This window comes from Bacillus cereus group sp. MG20 (genome assembly GCF_040459885.1).
Lineage (GTDB): Bacteria > Bacillota > Bacilli > Bacillales > Bacillaceae_G > Bacillus_A > Bacillus_A cereus.
This window is the reverse complement of record NZ_JARVHF010000001.1, coordinates 4,859,486-4,879,317: the sequence shown is the minus strand read 5'-3', so window position 1 is coordinate 4,879,317 and position 19,832 is coordinate 4,859,486. Positions and strand designations below refer to the sequence as shown.

Here is a 19,832-nt window from a genome sequence, read left to right as displayed (position 1 = left end):
CTTCCAAATATATGTATACAACAATACTTCACCTAGTGAAAGGTTCAACTTATGTCATTGTATCATAGCCCTTATCCCTCAAAAAACATTATGCTCAAAAAAACTCTGCTATATAGCAGAGTTTACGAGCTAATTTGCTCTTGTAACGGAATTTGTTTTTCATCTTCTAAAATAACAATCGATTCTACTATCTTTGTAACTTCTAATCTTTTTATATAATGTCCATCTAATTCTTTCACACAAAACTTATAATTTTCAATTTCAATGGAATCCTCTTCAGCAATCTCTATATTCTTCGTTAAAATCCAACCACCGATTGTATCAACACCATCATCATCAATCCCTAAACCAAATAACGTATTCACTTCACTAACAAGTACTTTTCCCTCTAGTATCGTCTTCGTTTCACTAACCTTTTGAATTTCTGGCTGCTCATCCGTATCAAACTCATCCTGAATATCTCCAACAATTTCTTCCAAAATATCTTCAACAGTAACAAGTCCAGATGTCCCACCATATTCATCTATCAATATAGCAATATGTGTTCTTTCTTTTTGCATTTTTAAAAACAAATCATGAATTGGAATAGAATCGATAACTAAAATAATTGGTCTCATATATTGCTCTACTGTCTTCTTATTAACAGCTTTATGTTGTACAAACTCAGTAAAAATATCTTTAAAATTCACAAAACCTATTACGTGGTCTTTGTCGCCATCAACAACTGGATACCTTGTATATTTTTCGCGAGACATTTTTTGCAAAGCTTCTTCAGCGGGCATTTCTTTACTTATAATATTCATTTCAGTTCGAGGTACCATTATTTCTTTTGCAATCCGATCATCAAATTCAAAAATTTTATTTACATATTTATATTCAGATTGATTAATCTCACCATTTTTATAACTTTCTGAAACTAACAACCGTAATTCTTCTTCTGAATGAACCTCATCATGCCCCTTCGGCGGTTTCAGCCCTAGCAGCTTCGTAATGATTCGAGCTGAACCATTTAATAGCCAAATGAATGGGAATGCAATACGATAAAAGAAAATTAACGGCTTAGAAACAAGCAAACTCACTTGTTCAGATTTTTGAATTGCAAATGTTTTTGGGGCCAATTCCCCTATTACAACATGTAAAAAAGTAATTAACAAAAATACTAAAGTTACAGCAAAAATGTCTGCTAGTTGAGTAGAGATATTCCAATTTGCAAAAAGCGTATCAAACATTTGCTTTAACGCAGGTTTACCAAACCACCCAATTCCTAAAGCTGTAACAGTAATTCCTAACTGACAAGCAGATAAATATTCGTCTAAGTTTGTAATGACTGTTTTGACCGATGTTGCACGATTATTTCCTTCTGCAATTAAATAGTCAATTCGTGAACTTCTCACTTTAACAATTGCAAATTCTGCTGCAACGAAAAATGCCGTTAAGGCAATTAAAACAATCACTATACTTATACTATATATGTCCAAATACTTTTCCTTACTTACATTGTAAGCAAGGAAGCCACCTCCTACTTAATTTTATTCAAGTGAAGTAAGCATTCTAATACTCTAACAAAATTCTACATTAGCAACCACCTTTTTATATATTATATGCATACATAAAAAAGATATTTATCATTATGATAATCTAATTCATTTACACTCGTCAAATTATTCTAAATGTTACGATAAAACATTTTTATTTAAACGAACTATTCTTCTCAACTCAATTTCGTGAAAAAACACTTTCTTTGCCGATTCCACACTTCTTTTGTCGCACTAGAAGGGAACTTACTTCATAGCTCGAAATCATTCAACAGGATATATATAGGAGGGATTATTTTGGAATATAAAACACCATTTATCGCAAAAAAATTAGGTGTTAGCCCAAAGGCTGTTGTCCGGATCGCGCAACAATTAAATCTTACGATAGAAAAAAACAAATATGGCCACTTTATTTTCACACAAGATGATGTCGATCAAATGTTAGAACACCATCTATTTCAAATAGAGCAGTCTCAAAATCCTCAACCTACTCAAAAGACTTCCTCAAATGAGGTTGAAGAATTAAAAACTCAAGTCAATACAATTGTTCAAAACATATCATCGAATGATTTTGAACAATTAGCTGATCAATTAAACACTATGACGAGAAGACTCGATCGAATGGAAGAACAAATGCAAGATAAGGCAAATGATGTCGTCACGTACCAACTTTTACAACACCGTCGTGAAATGGAGGAAATGTTAGAACGAATTCAAAAATTAGAAGCTGCCCTAACGAAAGAAGAACCCATTTATATTACTCCTGATTCAAAACCAACATACGAACGAGAAAAGAAACCAAAGCGCCGCAAAATGATTTTTAGTATATTTGGATTATAATTTTTAGACCCTTATTAAAATAATAAGGGTCTTTTTTAATGAAGAGTTATATCTTATAAAAATATTATTCTCTTTATTATACATATTCACTTCGTTTTATTTCGTTAACATAATATTTTTACTGTATTCTGCAATTAATGCCTGTGCATGAGCATTCCCTTGAATCACATCGCGAAATTCTTTTAAAGAATACAAATGCGTAACCCCTTTTCGAGCATGAATTCTTACTGGTACACCTTGTAAAGTATCATGAAACTGAAATGGATTATCTATCGGTTCAATTGGAAAACCGAGTGTAAGTAAATACATATACATTCTTTTTGTTACTGCTGCAATGTACCATTCAGCTTTTGTTTCTAACGCATGTATAAATAAAATAGCTGTTAGCCTTTTGAAATGTCCTCTCCCACGAGACGTTTTCGAAATACTTAACTTGCCTATTTCATACACATTCTTCAAATCTTTTACTAAATCATTTTTAGAAAACGGATAGAAAAACTCAGAATTTGATTGTTCAGGTACCGTATACTTAATACATTCTACTGTACCAATAGGATGTTCATCTTCTATTAATAAAAATCGTGATGGATTTAAATTACGTTCTACGAACATTAAGTTTCTTTCTTCACAAAAATCTCCCCATAGTTGCTCGAACCCAAAATGTTCTTCCTTTGTTTGAACACGCTGGAACATATTTAACCGCCTTTCCCATCGTCGCTCTGTTTTTGATAACGCTTTCACTATCTATCATATAAGAACAAATCTTCGTATGCAACTAAAAATATTTATTACTTATTATATTCTGCAAAATGAATTAGATTCCAATTTAATCGACTTTTATCCCGCGCTCACATTCCTTTTAATAACACATTTGTATCACTTTTCAAATCTAACTTACAATATGTTTCTTTCCATACAGCATATAATTCTTCTTAATCTAAAAAAATCCTTTATGAAAAAGGATTTCTTTTACTTCTCAATGCTTTTTAACCACTTTTCAAAAATTTGTACCATCCCATGTTTTCCAGCTAATTTCTCTTCCCCTTGTTTCGTCTTATATGGATATAACTGCAAGAAAACACCGCATCCAGACTCAATTTTTTTACTATGCATATGGCTTCCTGGATATACACAAATGACTTCATAAATTGACCTTCGATAATAGACTCGCTTTCCATCCTGTTCTTCTACATACTTTATAGACCAATACTTATACATTTGCTCAGTTGCTTTCGTATTTCCGACGTGCTGAAAAATATTGTACATTGGACTATACTTCACTTCAATAATAATAGAAGATTTATATACGTATTTCCCATCTTCTTTTACATAACAGTCTAAGCGAATATCTGGCTTCTTCGTATCCTCACCATTGTAAAAATTACTCCCTTTACTTAATGCAATAAGAGGATGTGTTTCAATTAAGTCATTAAATGCGACATGTACCTTTAAATCATCTCGTTGTAAAACTACTGTCGTTCCATCTTGTAATCCATCTACATAAAAATGTTCTTGTATTTGTTCACGAATGGAATTTCTAGCCTCAAAACCAATTTGCTCTAAAATTGAAATAACGATAAAAAAAGCGTAATATTCATACACTAAAAACGTTGGCTTATAAACAAATAATAACGATGGAGATTGATCCGTATATTGCGGGAGTACTTCTAAATGATGTAGTAATTGTTGATGTGGTATCGGTAAATCATGTAAGTTCATGTTACTTGTTTCAGTAACTTCCCTCCAAAACGAGGAGTGCATTAACATTTGAAAGTATTGTACATTTTCATGAACAATGTGCGCCAATATTTTATATTCTTGTATTTTCATTGAGCTCTTTCGTAAATCGGCTTCTTTTAGTAAATGTATATTTTTATATTTTTGCTTCTCTCTATCGGTTACTGATCCATTACGCTCAATTGTTTGTATAATCGTTTTTACGGCTTGAAACTCTTCTGATTTTTTCTTTTTTTCTCTTTCTAATATTTCAATTGTTTGACGTAAAAAACTTTTAGCTTCAATTAAATAATGATAAAATTGCATCGATTTATATTTAAGAAATGCATTTTCCTTACTATTTTTTTGTTCCATAAACTTACGATTATAATGTTTTGCATAAGGTTTTCTTTCTGCCACTATGGTTCCTTTTCTTGTTGGCTTTCTCTCTTTTCCTTCCCATTTATATGCATTTATAAATTTTGAGCTTGATTCTATTTTCTTAAAGATTTGCTTTATCATCTTCATTTTTTGGGGTAACTTTCTAAGCAAAACTAAATAAGAAGAATCCTCAATATCGCTAAGTGCAGAGAAAGTCTTTTTATAATAACCTCTATCCAAAATCAACTCATTCAAAATTGACTTCACATAGTCTTGAATCATTTCAAATTGATCATCAAAAAAATTTTTCGGTACGATTTGAAAAGCACCATAATACGTTGTATCTTCTATACGCACTTCAAAATGGTATAAACCACAGCGCCATGGATAAAAGAATTCTGTTTTCCCATGTTCATATATTAATACTCTTTGTTTTTTTTCATTTATTTCATATTGAGCCTCTTTTATATTTTTCTGTCCCTCATATACTTTATTCCATATAAAAGTAATATTCATTGGGATTTCATAATTGTACTGCAATCTAATCGGTTTTAATTCTTGTACTTTATAAATGCATTGAACTAATGCTGTAGTAGATGTACAAAGACGATTTAATAAAATATAATCTCCTTTCCCCTCATTTCCAATGATTAACTTTAATACAAAAGGGAGCGTTTCATTCGTATCAACGATTTTTGTTTCGTAACGCCCTTCATTTTGCATATCCATACAACTCCAGTTCCCTACGTTTTTCTCGTATATATGCTAAAGAGTGTTCAAATGTAGATACTCTGTTTGCAAGTGCAGATTGCAAAAGAGGTACTAAGGTCGCTCCCCTTTTTGCTTCTTCAGAAAGTAAAGAACCAACCATCATTTCGGTCCCTCTGATTTTCGTCAATACACGCTGCTTTATTTGTAAATCAAACCCTTCTTCTCTACTGATCATATAGGTATGGTTATTTTGGAACGGTATATTTTGCAAATAAGTCGCAATTGCGTTTGCACATCGGAAAGAAATTCCCTTAGACGCATCATGTGATGACAATACGACATGCAACTTATCTAATAGCTCTAATTCTTCTTCAGAAAACACTTCAATCATCGCTTTATTTCTCATCCAATTTATCCGAAATTCTCCCGCTGTTACTTTCAAAGGTGGGTGTAATACGACTTTCCCCAGTTCCATGCCCATCTCACAAAACGGAATTTTTTGTAACGTTATTAAGTTCGTTCGGTCTAATAATCGATCGGAGAGCTCTTTCGTTGTTTCATCAAAATTCACAGTACCTACAAATATAATATTTTCTCCAATTTCAATTGTTGATGGAATTGAATTCTCAATGTCCTGAACACCCTCATACAAGTTTAAAATACGATTTTTTGTTTCAAGTTGAAGAACAGATAAAAATGGAGTAAACCAATGCTCAATATGTGACATGTTCATTTCATCAAAAACGATTATATACAGTTGATTGGGATTTTCTTTCGCCTTCATTAACGTCCTAACTAACTTCGTTTCACTTTCAATAAAAGTACCATTTGGATGAAGGTAACCAAGTAAATCATGTGGTTCTTGATACGATGGTGAAATTGGAATCCAAACCAATTCTTCCCCATACTGTAATCCTAATGCTTCTGCATAAGTTTGCACAAAACGTGATTTCCCAACGCCCGGTATACCACCAAGAATCGTTAACATATTTGTTTTTACACTTATATGGAAATTATATATATCCGTTGCATCCAAATATAGCCCTTTATTATGCACCATACTTTGTACATACTGTAAAAAGGACGATTCACGCTCATCCCATTCCCATTCATCTTTTTGCACTTTTATATCCTCTACTTCAACTAGCTTACCTTCTTCATGCATTCGTTTTTTTAATTGCTCATACACATGATCACTTACAAAATATAATTGATCTTCTACCGCTATTTCTACATACTTCGTCCAGTCACTGCAGTTTATATATTTACATTCACGTTTCTGTTCAAAATATGCGATTGAGCTAATTGATGACTTTAAGGATATGTTTCCATACAGTCTTCCATCGTGCCACAATAATTCGGGAGGCTCAAAGTCTTTCGGAAATTTTGGCATAAGAAATGATAAATAACCGTTGCTAAGTTTTCGTTCTAAAGATTCTCTTTTTTTATTATTTGTAACTTTAGGTGCCGGAATCATTTTATAGCTGCTTGCTATTTCTTTCGGTTCTTCTGTACATATTAACTCCACGTATACATTTCCTCTTTCATAATAAAGACGAAACATCACTAATTGCTTTTCTAATTTCCTCTTCTTTAATTCCAAAAAGATTTTTTCATTCTTTTTATTACTACATAATCCTTCAAATACATAGGGTTCATTTGCAAATTGTTCCTGTAAAGTGAATGGTATTGGCGATAAGCATTGTACAAAGAAATTCTCTCCACTCTTCTCTTTTTCAGCTTTTGTAAATTTCCCTAAAAATCTCATATAGTACATTCGTTTTATAAAACTTGGCTGAAGAGCTTTATGTAATTTCACCTTAGTCACCTTCTTTTTTCATACTATTCTTAGTGTATGAAAGAAACGAAAAACTAGAAATAAAAAACCTGACGTTATCCGCCAGGTTCAAAATTAAAACGTATATTAATGAGAAGGAAATGCTTTTTTCTCTTGTAAAATTGCATTATGAGCAATTTTCATTTTAGCAAGTACGTAACGTAATCGATCTTCAGCATTTTCATCTTTACTTTTTTGCAATTCCGCCAAATTTTCAACAGAACTTGCTAAATTCTCAATGACTCCTCTCAGCTCAGGATGATGATTAAAAAAAGATTCTTGCACTAATACTTTCCTTAACTCACTAGCTAAATCAATTATTCTAGACAGCTGTTCTTTTTCTTCCATTCTCATCCCTCCTGAATATCTTATGTAGTAAATATTCTCTAAACAAAGAAAAAAGCCCTTTAAATGAAAAGGACTTTTTACATTTTTATATTTCCAGTTAATAACATATACAGTGATGTGATAGCCGCAATAATAATTGCCCACATCACATATTTCTCTGCACCTGCAAAGCAACGGTTCTCTTGTTCTTTTCTTGCAAACGTGTAAACAATAATTCCAATTCCATACACAATTGAAACGAGTAGTAAATTCTTTAAACCAGCTGCATAAAGAAGCCATACAGAGTAAATAGAAGCAATTAAAGCTAACGCTCCATTTTTTAATTTAGCGTCTTTTAGCTCGTTTGTAATGACTAATTTAAATTGGAATAACGCTGATAATAAATATGGTAATAAAATTGATGTTGATGCAATGAAATACATAATTTGATATGTTGATTCTGAAAACAGAACGATGATAAATATAATTTGGGCAACACCATTTGAAATCCATAATGCCATGTGCGGTGTTTGCTTTTTATTTGTTTTCGTAAAGACTTTCGGAAATACGCCATCTTTTCCGGCTACATGAGAAATTTCAGAAACAAGTAAAAACCAGCCAATTAATGTACCGACAAGTGAAGCAACTAACCCAATGTTAATCGCAACTGCACCCCATGGACCAACAACATGCTCTAATACATGTCCCATTGACGGAGTTTCTAGCACAGAAAGTTCGCTTCTTGTCATCGCTCCCATTGACAGAACAGAAATTAAAATATATATGGACATTACTAAAATAAGTCCCATTACTGTTGCCTTACCAACATCTCGGCTATTCTTCGCTCTTCCGGATAATACAACCGCTCCTTCAACTCCAATGAAAACCCAAAGTGTTACAAGCATTGTATTTTTCACTTGACCAAGTATAGCGGAAAGTGAGAAGGTTCCTTCTCCCCAAAAATCATGTGTAAATGTGTCCCAGCGAAAGGCTGTTACCATTACAACAATAAATAAAACGATTGGAACTAACTTCCCTATTGTTGCGATAACATTCATAATAGAAGCTTCACGGATTCCAAATAAAATTAGAAAATGAAGTGTCCATAATAAAAGTGATGCCCCAACGATAGATGCAACATTATTTCCTCCTTTGAAAATTGGAAAGAAATAACCTAATGTACTAAACAGTAACATAATTGTTGCGACATTACCTAAGATTCCTGCTAGCCAATATCCCCAAGCACTATTAAATCCAATATATTCACCGAAACCAGCACGTGCATAACTATAAATTCCACCTTCAAGTTCCGGTTTTTGTCTTGCTAACGTTTGATATACGAGCGCAAGTGGAATCATTCCCATCGCTGTAATACACCAGCCAATTATTATTGCACCACTGTTTGCTCCTACTGCTAAATCATGCGGTAAACTAAAAACACCGCCACCAACCATTGTTCCAACTACTAATGCGATTAACGGAAAAAATCCTAACTTCTTTTCTATTTGTACCACCCCATCTGTCATTCTAGGTGTTATGTTCGTTCAACTATTAAAGTCACCTTTTTCTCTAATAGACGTTTCTCTTATATTTTTTCAGGAAAACATTACTTATTCTAAAAGAAAATGAACAAAAATGGAATACTTTTTTGAAAAAATGTATAAGTATGCACAAAAAAACCGCTCATTTTGTAATGAACGGTCATTTCAAACATATAAATTTGTATATTTCTTGTAAATTTAACGAAGTAAATTCTCTTTTTCTAAAAATTGTTTTGCGACTTCTTCACTACTTTTACCATTTACGTTAACTTCATAATTCATTTTTCGCATTTCTCCATCTGTAATCTTTCCAGATAATTTATTTAATACCTTTTCAAGTTCAGGATATTTCTGTAACGTTTCTTTTCTTAATAATGGTGCTCCTTGATAAGGTGGGAATAACCCTTTATCATCTTTTAGCACTTTCAGTCCGTATTGCTCCAATTCACTATCTGTTGAATATGCATCAATTACGTTAACATCTCCAGATTGAATTGCGCTATAACGCAGCTTCGGCTCCATCGTTTTAACATTCGAGAACTTATAGTTATATAATTTTTGCATTCCTTTATAACCATCTTCACGATCAGCAAATTCCAATGTAAACCCTACTTTGGCTTCCTGCGCAACATTCCCTAAATCAGAAATTGTATTTATATTCTTTTGATCTGCTATTTTTTTCGGCATGGCTAGTGCATATGTATTGTTATACTCCATTGGCTTCAACATAACCATATTATATTTCTTTTCCATTCCAATGCGAGCCTGATCATATACTTCATCACGATTTGTGCTCTTTGGTTCTTCTTTCACGAAAGTAGATAAAGCTGTTCCTGAAAATTCTGGGTATATATCTACTTCCCCGGATTTCAACGCTTCAAATACAAATGCTGTTTTTCCAAGACCTGGTTTTAATTGTACGTTTAAATCGGTATCTTGTTCAATAAGCTGCTTATACATTTGAATTAAAATTTCAGGTTCTGATCCAAGTTTGCCCGCAATAACAATATCTTTCTTTTCTGTACTCCAAAGAAATGGAGAAGCAATCATTACTACAACTATACATATCGTCAATATAACATGCTTAGAAGAGCGTTTCGGTCGTTCAAGTATGCGAAGTACTATATCAAAGAATAAAGCGAGTAACGCGGCTGGTACGGCCCCTAAAATGATAAGTGCATGATCATTTCGATCTATGCCTAATAATATAAGCTTACCGAGCCCACCAGCACCAATGAGAGCTGCTAATGTAGCCGTTCCAACAATTAATACCATCGCTGTACGAATACCGGCCATAATGATAGGCAATGCAAGCGGAAGCTCTACCTTCCACAGCCTTCTCCAACTATTCATCCCCATAGCTCTCGCGGCTTCTATTAGTGATTCATCTAATTCCCTTATTCCTGTATATGTATTTCGTAAAATAGGTAATAGTGCATACACAACTAATGCAATAATCGCTGGAAGTTTTCCGATTCCTACTAACGGAATTAATAGTCCGAGTAATGCAAGTGACGGCACTGTCTGCATTACTGCAGAAGTTCCTATTATAAATTCAGCCATTCGTTCTTTTCTTGTTAATAAAATGCCAAGTGGCACCGCTATAATTACTGCAAAAAATAATGAAATAAGCGATATTTGTAAGTGCTCACTTAATGCAGTTAGTAATTCTATTTTTCGTTCTTGGAACGTTTGTATAAAATTAGTCACTGTTTAGCCTCTCTCCTTCATTTGTTCAACAATGTAATTGACGATATGACGACTTGTTAACGCTCCAATATATTGACCGTTTTCTTCAACTGGAACGATCTCCTCATCACGCACACGAACTAACGCTTCTTGTAAAGAAGAATGTAATGATAGTGCCTGCCCTTCTAATTGCACACTTTGATCAAGCGGCAATACATCTGCTACACTTTTCTCCTCATACCAAGTTCGTCCACGATTTCCAATGAACTCCTCTACAAATTCATTTTTCGGATTATGTATAATTCCTTCTGGTGTATCTAGTTGAACAACTTTTCCATCTTTCATAATACAAATGCGATCTCCAAGTGATAATGCTTCTTGCATATCATGTGTTACGAACACGATTGTTTTTTGAATCTTTTTTTGCAACTGTACAATATCCTTCTGAAGCTGTTCCCTACTTAATGGATCTAACGCACTAAATGGTTCATCCATAAGAACGATTTTCGGGTTTGCGGCTAATGCTCGCACGACACCGACACGTTGTTTTTGTCCTCCTGACAATTCATCAGGCATACGATCTCGATATATATCCGGATCTAATCCAACCATATGTAACAAGTCATCGACGCGTGCTTTTATTTCCTTTTTGCTCCATTGCCTCATTTCAGGAACAACTGCAATATTTTCAGCGATTGTCATATGAGGAAACAATGCAATCTGTTGCAACACATATCCTATATCCCAACGTAATTCGTTTATATTATATTGTTGAATATCTTTTCCATCGATTAAAATCGATCCTTCAGTCGTTTCGATTAAACGATTAATCATCTTCATTGTCGTTGTTTTCCCGCAACCACTCGGACCGATGAGAACGAAAAATTCTCCCTTTTTAATTTCTAAATGCAATGAATCCACTGCTTTCGTGCCATCTTCATACGATTTTGACACATGATTAAATTGAATCACAAACACAACTCCTTTACTGTTGTTTCCTTTATTTTGATGGAATATGGCATTCATTTCAAATGATACGCTTTTAAATTAAAAAAGAGCTCGCATTTGAGCTCTAACGGTCGAACAATATTGTTTTCATAATAGCAGCATATTCGCGAACATACATTTTTCTCTTAGAACGAATTGGTGTTTCAGCAGCTAGCGCCTCCATCTTCATACCTAAACGCTTTGCAATTATTTTCGTTCGATATAAATGATATGTATTACTTACAACTACCGCATGTTTCACATTATATAAATCCATACTAAATTTTAAGTTTTCATACGTATTTGTAGATTGATCTTCTATTAAAATACGACTCTCATCTATACCGTGTACCATTAAATAATTTCTCATGCTATGAGCTTCCGGTATATCTTCATCTTCTCCTTGACCACCTGAAACAATTACTTTCGCTTCAGGATGGGAAAATAAATACTCCAACGCTACATCCAAACGATTTTGAAGAGATAAAGACGGTCTATCTCCAAATAACTTTGCACCCAGTATAAGAACGTACGGAGAGTGATAGCTCAACTTTTCACGAGCAACTTTGTTCATTCGAAACGTCATATAAATGATGTATAGTGGCGGTAATAATAAAATCATAAGAAAGATCCATTTGTTCATAAATAAGTATTCACTCCCTTTCTTGTTATTATATAGAAAAAGAAAGGGAGGCAGAAGTGTTTTTTCAAACGATTGATTTATTAGAAACATGCGCCGCTACTTTACGTTGTGATAGTACATAATAAATAGCGATTCCTAATGAGAAGATCAATATGCAGCTTAATACGTAAAACTGCAGCATGACTCCGACTTTAGATACACCAACTGTAAACAGCATTAATAATACAATTCGTATTCCTGTACCAATTAATCGAAATAAACTATCCACTCTTCCCATTACTTCGTTTGGAATTTCCTCCATCATCAATACATTTCTCGCCACTCTTGTACCCGCATTTCCAACTGCATGAAAAATTGCAAGTCCATATAAGAAAATTACGGAAGGTTCAATACTCATTGCGGTAATTGAAATTACATAAATGAACATCGTTATAACGATTGAAACTTCTGTTTTTACATATTTCATGATGAGTGGAATACAGATTCCTGCAACAACCGCTCCAACACCGTACATCATCCCCTCTATTGCGTATACAGAGGCATTGGCTTTAAGTATATCCGAAATATAAACTGGTATTAAATAATTTGCCATCATAACACCTATAAACGGCATATAAGTGGCCAGTAAGAACCAAAAGAGCTTAGGACGTTTTTTCATAAAGTGAATTCCTTCAAACAATTGCTTCTTAAATGTTATTTTTCTTTTCACTTCTTTTTTCTTTACGTACGGTATACATAAGAAAAGAAAAAATGCTCCAGCAAAAGTTAACATGTCTACTAACAAAATCCACTTCAAAGATACAATTTCAATTAAGAAGCTCGCGGCCGCTCCAGAAATAACTTGTGTTAACTGTCCTTGTATTTCCATCGTTCCACTTAAACTTTTATAATGTTCCGCTTGAAATATCTCTTGGTTGAACGCAAATATTGTAGGATAAAATAATAAATAGTAGAATGATCCGGCTATATAAATAAGAATATAGTGAATAGAATGATAAGGTTGCCCCGCAAATCCCCATATAACCATTATTCCAATTACGGCAATTCCGATTCCTTCGTTACATAGCAATAAAGATTTTCTTGAAAAACGATCAATACTTTGCCCAATGAATGGTGTTAATAAAAACATAATGAGGGTTGCAATGATAGAAACATAACCAAATGTTGTCTCTCCTCCACTCTCTTTAATTAACAGCCACGGAATCGTTATCATAACAATTCCGGAACCAATAGCAGATAGACTATTGGCACCTAGAATGTAATACAAGCGAGAATCATGATAAAGTGAGGACATATCACTCCACTCCTAGTTGCTTTTTCACCTCTTTATATACGCTCATATATGCTTTTAATTCTTTAACTACATCATGAATTAATGGTTTGGCATCTTCCCCAAGTTCACCATCTTGCACATGTAATCCATCAAGCACAACTTGTTTTGGAATGGCATTTGCATAAACACCTCTAGAGACCGTTCGCATGCTGTTTAATGCATTTATTCCACCTTTACCGCCACCAGCAACCGCTAACAACGCAACTGGTTTATGAATAAATTCACTACTACTTAAGTAATCTAAAGAGTTTTTCAGCGCACCGCTCATCGCATTATGATATTCTGGTGTACATAATACAACCCCATCCGCAGCTTTCACTAACGTTTTCAATTTTTTTACTGCCTCTAAATCACGTTGTGACTCTTCTCCATTGTATAAAGGTAACTCCTCAATTGCTAAATCATATAATTCCCCTTCAAATTGATCCGCAATATATTTTGCCACCACGCGAGTTCTACCAAATTTTCTTGGTGTACCATTAATAACGACTAGTTTCATGATTATTTCTCCCCTTTGTTTTCAAGTTCTACTTATATATTATCAGAAATTTCTATACAAAACACAATATTAAGAGTTAACTTGTTTCATAAAATAGTATGATAAACAAAAAAGAACTCATACTTTCGTATGAGTTTCGCACAATTACTTCGTTTCATCTCTGAGACTCAATGTACCTAAACTTTCATTTGCTTCAAAATGATTATATGCTTTTTCCGCTAATCTTTTCCGTTCTTCTGGTAATTCTATATATTTCATTACGTTTTCAATTATTTTTTCGTACGGAGTAAACACAATTCCTGGCCACTCTACCTCATCTTCTGGATTACTATTTTCGGAAATAATAAATTTCTTATTTGCGACTGCATAAGACACGCGAGGTGTTTCAAGAATTCCTGATAAATAAAAATGAATATTTAATATAATTTTAGCTCTAGCAATCAATTCATTTCTAACAATTCCCCACGCATTATTTTTAAAAACTATATTTAAATTCGGGGCAATCGCTTTTAGATGATCAAAAATAGCTTGTCGCCTCGGATTAAGAGCACCTATAAACAGAATATCAATATCTTCAATAATCTCATCTTCAAACGCATCTTTTTTTATTTCCAAAGTTGGAGCGTAGTTCATTTCTACATGTTTTATTTCTTTTCCTACCCCTTTTTGTTTAAGCCATTCTATATTTTGTTTACTATAATCCCAAATCACTCTATCTTTTAATAATATTAAATAAAGGGGGTGCGCATATGGACTTCCTTCGTATAGCTGTTCTAAATTATAAACAATTGCATCTTTCGGAAGAAGGTTCGGGTTATATGCGTATGTATGTGCTCCAAAAACAACTGTATTCTTTACATTTTCCAGTATTGTTTCTGATATAATTACTGTATTTCCCTCCTGCTCCAACCGCCACTTTAAAGCTCGCGCAACATCTATGAAACTACCATATGTCTTTGGGCATATAAAAAGACAATAATCATATTCTTTATTCAAATAAGCTTCCATTAATTTTAAATTATTTTTATATAAATCTACATCCGGATGTTTAAGTACTAACTCATTTGCATGTTTTCTTGCTACTTTATATAATCCAGCATAATAAGCAGCGATGCATCTTCTTAATTCGATTCTTTCACGATGTTCATCTAATACATCCATGTTTAAAAGAAGATTTGCGATACAATACGCTTTTAAATGATCACGATCATAATAATAGTCTAGTAGTGGCATCAATTCTTCATACGTATTTCCATGCACCGATTCTCCTAGTTCAATCGCCCATCGCATTAATTTCATGATTACTCCACTACTCCTTTAACCGAAAATGTATTTAATAAAATTTCGCATTATTCTCTACTACATTTGCTATATGAAATGGAATCTTTTCTTTAATCGATTCCAAATACTTTTGCGACACGGCCCCTAAATGTTTTTTATGCGGTATATAGAAAGCACTAATAGAAATTTCATAGTCAAATAAGTAATCATACACATGATAATCTACAAATAAAAGATCATCCTTTGGAAAAGGAATTTCCTTTCCTTGCCGAGCATACATCAAAGCAATATTGTTTTGAGATCGTAATCGATACAACCTTGCAAGTTGGTATAATGGTTCAGCCCGAGTTGGTCTATATTCCCACGCTTTTTGAAAATAAAAAACAGCTAATGCTAAATATTTCTCTTCTTGCCCTTTAACATTTTCTATTTCATCAGCATCTGTCACTTCATTTTGTTTATTTGCTGAACGATTTGCTAACTGCTCATAACAAAATCCTATTCGCAATAACGAATAGAATACCTCTTCAACCCAACCCCCTGCTTCCACTCGTTTTTTATACCATTTAATCGAATCTTCAAATTGACTTAAATGAAAATAAGTCTGAGCTAAATAAAATAAATATCTTATATGCAAATCTGGCGTTGTTTCTGGGTCGTTTATTCCTTGTAACAACAACCTCTCATCTCTTTCAAATTTATCAGCTTTACTCCCGCCATCTCCGGGATCATTCACGACAAGAGTCTCTAACCGATCTACCTTCGTATTGTAATTCGCTCCAACTTTTGAGCGATCTATATCCCAATACTCATGAGTAACACCGACAGATTTCCATGGTAAAGAAGCTTTCAAAAGACGTGTAAGCCAATATTTAATATGAACATCATATTGCAATGTAAGATAATGATCTTCCGTTAAGCTCGTTTTATCGAAATTCGGATCAACCTCTAAAATCATATCCGCATCTAATATTAATAAATAATCTGCTTCTGGATATGTTTTTTGCGCTAATGAAACAGCTAAACTTCTGTTATAACCAAAGTTTTTAAACGGCTCATGATGAACCGTCCCAGGTATCTCATTTTCCTTACACCAATTTTCAATAATTTCAGGCGTATTATCCGTCGATCCAGTATCACAAATAGAAACATAATCTACAATTGATTTTGTTGCATTTAAACATCTTTCCATAATTCTAGACTCATTTTTGACAATCATACAAAGACATAACTTTTTTTCTTCCTTTACAGACTTCACTTGCTCATTTCCCATTTAACCACCTCATATTTTATTAACACGCTCTTCTCATATGTAACAACATTTTTTAGCTATACTGATGACATAAGCACCCTTTTACTATTTATGAAAACTTCATTTTATTTATTCTTACTTTTATGTTGGGACATATTTCATGCTTCGCTTTATATTTGATACAATCAATACAAAAAAACATAATACGGGAATCCGTACATTTCAAAGTCTAAGAGAAGGTTATATTTTGTTGGATTACATTTGGCTAGATGACAAATCACCAATTTTAGAACAACTACCAAGTAATTTTAAATCTGCAGCTATATTGCTACATCCATTTGTCCAAATGCCTTTAGGATGGGAAAAGTCTGTGAGAAAAAGACCATATGAGCACATCTATCCTAGCGCTGAAGAAATCATTCACAATGGGAAATCCGTTTCTTGGAAAGAAATGATGTCTTGTAGTGGATTACATTCATACGCAGACCTAGCAATGGCCATTTTGACTTCCATTAGTGCCTTTTCAGAAGAATATAAAAGAGAGGATTTAGCTGAAAAGCTACATTCAAACTTTAAAAAAAATCTTTATTATCCAACAGAAGATTATACGTCTATATTTTTATTACACAAATTACTTAAACTCCTCGGTTCTAAAGGTGCAAAAAATCTATATTTCTCTGAACCACTTCTTGATACAAACGGATTATTACAGGTAAATAATACTACTCCATTAGATATTTGGGACATTAGCAATAATGAGTTAATTATTACTGGAGAAGACAATGAGTATGCGTTTATGAGTATATACGATTCCTTTAAAACCTTATTATTAGCTAAAGAAGAAAATATAGAATATATTGTTCAATCAATGAATGTTGAAGCTGTCATTTGTGACAAAAAAACGATGATTGATTGGTATTTTTAAATTAGTAATTTCTTAAACTATAAAAAAGAAACTTGCGCTTATGCACAAGTTTCTTTTCAAAAACATCCTTATTTTTTTACAACTTCATGTCCACCGAACTGATTACGTAGTGCTGAAACTACTTTTCCATGGAATGTATCATCTTCCTGAGAACGATAGCGCATAAATAATGACATCGCGATTACTGGTGCCGCTGCTTGTAACTCAAGCGCAGTTTCAACAGTCCATTTCCCTTCTCCTGAAGAGTTCATTACACCTTTAATGCCATCAAGTTTAGGATCATCTGCAAATGCTTTTTCAGTTAAGTCCATTAACCAACCGCGGATTACTGATCCGTTCGCCCATACTTTTGCAACATCTTCATAATTGAAATCAAAGTCACTCTTATCTAGTACTTCAAATCCTTCAGCAATTGCTTGCATCATGCCGTATTCAATACCGTTATGAACCATTTTTAAGAAATGACCACTACCAACGCGGCCAGCATAAGAATAGCCATTTTCTACTGCTAAATCTTTAAATAAAGGTTCTAATTGGTCGTAAATTTCTTTTTCTCCACCAACCATTAAACAAGCACCGTATCTAGCTCCTTCTACACCGCCAGATGTACCGATATCTACATAATGTAATCCGAAGCTTTTTGCTTCTTCAGCACGGCGTAACGTATCTTTATAGAATGAATTTCCACCTTCAATAACGATATCACCTTCATCTAATAACGGATACACATCTTTTAATACTGACTCTACAACTTCTCCTGCAGGCACCATTACCCAGATCGTACGAGGAGCTTCTAATTCAGCGATCATTTCTTTTAATGTATGACGTGCAGTAATTCCTAGTTTTCCTGCCTTTTCTACAAGCTCTTTATTTACATCGTATACAACTACTTCATGCTTGTCTTCATGTAAGTGTTCAGCTAATGGGAATCCCATTTTTCCTAATCCAATTAATCCTAGTTTCATATTAATCAATCTCCTATTCTATACAAATATATTTAATATCGAAATTAGCCCAAGTGCTACTACAGATAATATAGTCTCCATTGCAGTCCATGTTAATAACGTTTCTTTCACAGTCATTCCGAAATACTCTTTAATCATCCAAAATCCTGAATCATTCACGTGTGATAAAATTAATGACCCTGCACCTGTTGCAAGTGCTAATAATTCAACATTTACACCTGGTGTACTTGCTGCAATCGGCGCAACAATACCAGCTGCTGTCATCATAGAAACAGTTGCCGATCCTGTCGCAACTCGGATAAGTGCAGCAATTCCCCATCCAAGTAATATTGGTGAAATATGTGATTCTTTCGCCATTTCAGCAATTGTAGTACCAATTCCAGAATCTAATAATACCTTATTAAATGCACCACCAGCACCAATTACTAACAGTATGTTTGCAATTGGCCCAAGGCAATCATTTGTAAATTGTAATACTTTATCTTTAGAAAATCCTTTTGCATAACCAAGGCTAAAGAAAGAATAAATCGTTGCAATTAATAAAGCGACTATTGGATCTCCAATAAAGTGTAACACTTGTGCAAGTTGACTCGTTTTATGTAACGCTACTTCAGCAATGGATGCACCAAGCATAAGAAATACTGGAAGTAAAATAGTAAACAATGTATTTCCGAAGCTAGGAAGTTCTTTCTTCTTATCTCTTTCAATAAATTGCTCCGCTATATCTAATGGTACTTCCTTATGTATACGAGCACCAATCCATTTCCCGTAAAGTGGACCTGAAATAATTGCAGTTGGAAGTCCGACAATTAACGCATATAAAATTGTCTTCCCTACATCTGCTTTAAAAATACCCACTGCCGCCATTGCCGCTGGATGCGGTGGGACAAGTCCGTGTACGACTGACAGTCCTGCTACTAGCGGAATACCGATTGTAATAAGTGATACCCCAGTTTCTAACGCAATTGTAAATACTAACGGAATTAATAGGACGAATCCAACTTGGAAAAATACCGGAATCCCTACTAAAAATGCAACGAACATCATCGCCCAGTGAACTCGTTTCTTCCCAAAACGATTAATTAATGTGTTAGCGATACGTTCAGCACCGCCAGATTCGGCCATCATTTTTCCAAGCATCGTTCCTAGTGCTAAAACTATCGCTAAAAAGCCTAACGTATTACCAAGCCCTAGTTTAATAGAATCAATAATCCCTGGATCTTTTGGTGAAGTTCCAATTAAAGGCATTCCCATTGCTAAACCTACACCAATTGCTGTTAAAATTAATGCGACAAATGGATGCCATTTTACTACCGTAATAAGTAAAAGTAGTATGACAACTGCCGCTAGTACGATCCCAACTACCATTT

The 19,832-nt window shown here is 33.8% G+C and carries 17 protein-coding genes; 2 read left to right on the top strand and 15 right to left on the bottom strand.

What is annotated here, in order from left to right; all coding sequences use genetic code 11:
- Nucleotides 1–122 precede the first annotated feature (122 nt).
- Complete coding sequence (locus QCI81_RS25105) at nt 123–1,478, bottom strand: hemolysin family protein (protein WP_015055122.1); 1,356 nt, start codon at nt 1,476–1,478, stop codon at nt 123–125.
- A 354-nt stretch (nt 1,479–1,832) separates the two neighbouring features.
- On the opposite strand from QCI81_RS25105, the gene racA reads away from it, so the two are divergent.
- Nucleotides 1,833–2,375 carry a chromosome-anchoring protein RacA gene (gene racA / locus QCI81_RS25100; protein WP_000456014.1) on the top strand — a complete coding sequence of 181 codons (543 nt, stop codon included), beginning with the start codon at nt 1,833–1,835 and terminating at the stop codon, nt 2,373–2,375.
- A gap of 96 nt (nt 2,376–2,471) precedes the next feature.
- Here the strand turns inward: racA and QCI81_RS25095 are convergent, their stop codons facing one another.
- The 12 genes from QCI81_RS25095 to QCI81_RS25040 all read right to left on the bottom strand — a co-directional run bounded on the left by QCI81_RS25095 (nt 2,472) and on the right by QCI81_RS25040 (nt 16,593).
- The gene (locus tag QCI81_RS25095; protein ID WP_000487795.1) at nt 2,472–3,068 is read right to left on the bottom strand and encodes a hypothetical protein; all 597 of its coding nucleotides are present in this window, start codon (nt 3,066–3,068) and stop codon (nt 2,472–2,474) included.
- 276 nt (nt 3,069–3,344) lie between these two features.
- Nucleotides 3,345–5,195, bottom strand: a complete 1,851-nt coding sequence (locus tag QCI81_RS25090) for a hypothetical protein (protein ID WP_001178725.1) — start codon at nt 5,193–5,195, stop codon at nt 3,345–3,347.
- Complete coding sequence (locus QCI81_RS25085; protein WP_000766193.1) at nt 5,185–7,002, bottom strand: AAA family ATPase; 1,818 nt, start codon at nt 7,000–7,002, stop codon at nt 5,185–5,187. The genes QCI81_RS25090 and QCI81_RS25085 overlap by 11 nt, the downstream gene beginning before the upstream one ends.
- A 105-nt stretch (nt 7,003–7,107) precedes the next feature.
- The gene (locus QCI81_RS25080; protein ID WP_000391447.1) at nt 7,108–7,368 is read right to left on the bottom strand and encodes a hypothetical protein; all 261 of its coding nucleotides are present in this window, start codon (nt 7,366–7,368) and stop codon (nt 7,108–7,110) included.
- Between the two features lie 77 nt (nt 7,369–7,445).
- Complete coding sequence (locus tag QCI81_RS25075) at nt 7,446–8,873, bottom strand: basic amino acid/polyamine antiporter (RefSeq protein ID WP_071730115.1); 1,428 nt, start codon at nt 8,871–8,873, stop codon at nt 7,446–7,448.
- 213 nt (nt 8,874–9,086) lie between these two features.
- Nucleotides 9,087–10,598 (bottom strand): ABC transporter permease/substrate-binding protein, encoded by a 1,512-nt coding sequence (locus QCI81_RS25070; protein WP_065483436.1) that lies wholly within the window; start codon nt 10,596–10,598, stop codon nt 9,087–9,089.
- Between the two features lie 3 nt (nt 10,599–10,601).
- Complete coding sequence (locus QCI81_RS25065; RefSeq protein WP_000614073.1) at nt 10,602–11,549, bottom strand: ABC transporter ATP-binding protein; 948 nt, start codon at nt 11,547–11,549, stop codon at nt 10,602–10,604.
- A gap of 100 nt (nt 11,550–11,649) precedes the next feature.
- The gene (locus QCI81_RS25060; RefSeq protein ID WP_001045718.1) at nt 11,650–12,207 is read right to left on the bottom strand and encodes a YdcF family protein; all 558 of its coding nucleotides are present in this window, start codon (nt 12,205–12,207) and stop codon (nt 11,650–11,652) included.
- Nucleotides 12,208–12,271: 64 nt separating this feature from the next.
- A complete protein-coding gene (locus tag QCI81_RS25055) occupies nt 12,272–13,501 on the bottom strand; it encodes an MFS transporter (RefSeq protein ID WP_063547160.1) in 1,230 nt (409 codons plus the stop codon).
- Nucleotide 13,502: 1 nt separating this feature from the next.
- Nucleotides 13,503–14,039: an NADPH-dependent FMN reductase gene (locus tag QCI81_RS25050; protein ID WP_000780357.1), complete on the bottom strand. Its 537-nt coding sequence runs from the start codon at nt 14,037–14,039 to the stop codon at nt 13,503–13,505.
- A 144-nt stretch (nt 14,040–14,183) separates the two neighbouring features.
- Nucleotides 14,184–15,338, bottom strand: coding sequence for a CgeB family protein (locus QCI81_RS25045; RefSeq protein ID WP_065483427.1), 1,155 nt, complete (start codon nt 15,336–15,338; stop codon nt 14,184–14,186).
- Between the two features lie 34 nt (nt 15,339–15,372).
- Nucleotides 15,373–16,593: a tetratricopeptide repeat-containing glycosyltransferase gene (locus QCI81_RS25040; protein WP_023521843.1), complete on the bottom strand. Its 1,221-nt coding sequence runs from the start codon at nt 16,591–16,593 to the stop codon at nt 15,373–15,375.
- A gap of 139 nt (nt 16,594–16,732) precedes the next feature.
- Between QCI81_RS25040 and QCI81_RS25035 the strand changes: the two genes are divergently transcribed.
- Entirely contained in the window at nt 16,733–17,497 is a 765-nt protein-coding gene (locus QCI81_RS25035) for a DUF2711 family protein (protein ID WP_353810908.1), read from the top strand.
- Between the two features lie 68 nt (nt 17,498–17,565).
- Here the strand turns inward: QCI81_RS25035 and gnd are convergent, their stop codons facing one another.
- Both gnd and QCI81_RS25025 read right to left on the bottom strand, forming a co-directional pair.
- A complete protein-coding gene (gene gnd / locus QCI81_RS25030; RefSeq protein ID WP_000765981.1) occupies nt 17,566–18,462 on the bottom strand; it encodes a phosphogluconate dehydrogenase (NAD(+)-dependent, decarboxylating) in 897 nt (298 codons plus the stop codon).
- A gap of 18 nt (nt 18,463–18,480) precedes the next feature.
- A complete protein-coding gene (locus QCI81_RS25025) occupies nt 18,481–19,830 on the bottom strand; it encodes a GntP family permease (RefSeq protein WP_000260205.1) in 1,350 nt (449 codons plus the stop codon).
- Nucleotides 19,831–19,832: the final 2 nt, after the last annotated feature.

Excerpts from the sequence above, each read along its gene's own strand:
- QCI81_RS25090 (WP_001178725.1), bottom strand. The coding sequence starts at position 5,195 with ATGCAAAATGAAGGGCGTTACGAAACAAAAATCGTTGATACGAATGAA.
- QCI81_RS25080 (WP_000391447.1), bottom strand. The coding sequence starts at position 7,368 with ATGGAAGAAAAAGAACAGCTGTCTAGAATAATTGATTTAGCTAGTGAG.
- QCI81_RS25055 (WP_063547160.1), bottom strand. The coding sequence starts at position 13,501 with ATGTCCTCACTTTATCATGATTCTCGCTTGTATTACATTCTAGGTGCC.
- QCI81_RS25045 (WP_065483427.1), bottom strand. The coding sequence starts at position 15,338 with ATGAAATTAATGCGATGGGCGATTGAACTAGGAGAATCGGTGCATGGA.
- gnd (WP_000765981.1), bottom strand. The coding sequence starts at position 18,462 with ATGAAACTAGGATTAATTGGATTAGGAAAAATGGGATTCCCATTAGCT.
- QCI81_RS25095 (WP_000487795.1), bottom strand. The coding sequence starts at position 3,068 with ATGTTCCAGCGTGTTCAAACAAAGGAAGAACATTTTGGGTTCGAGCAA.
- QCI81_RS25075 (WP_071730115.1), bottom strand. The coding sequence starts at position 8,873 with ATGACAGATGGGGTGGTACAAATAGAAAAGAAGTTAGGATTTTTTCCG.
- QCI81_RS25050 (WP_000780357.1), bottom strand. The coding sequence starts at position 14,039 with ATGAAACTAGTCGTTATTAATGGTACACCAAGAAAATTTGGTAGAACT.
- QCI81_RS25040 (WP_023521843.1), bottom strand. The coding sequence starts at position 16,593 with ATGGGAAATGAGCAAGTGAAGTCTGTAAAGGAAGAAAAAAAGTTATGT.
- QCI81_RS25025 (WP_000260205.1), bottom strand. The coding sequence starts at position 19,830 with ATGGTAGTTGGGATCGTACTAGCGGCAGTTGTCATACTACTTTTACTT.
- QCI81_RS25060 (WP_001045718.1), bottom strand. The coding sequence starts at position 12,207 with ATGAACAAATGGATCTTTCTTATGATTTTATTATTACCGCCACTATAC.
- QCI81_RS25035 (WP_353810908.1), top strand. The coding sequence starts at position 16,733 with ATGCTTCGCTTTATATTTGATACAATCAATACAAAAAAACATAATACG.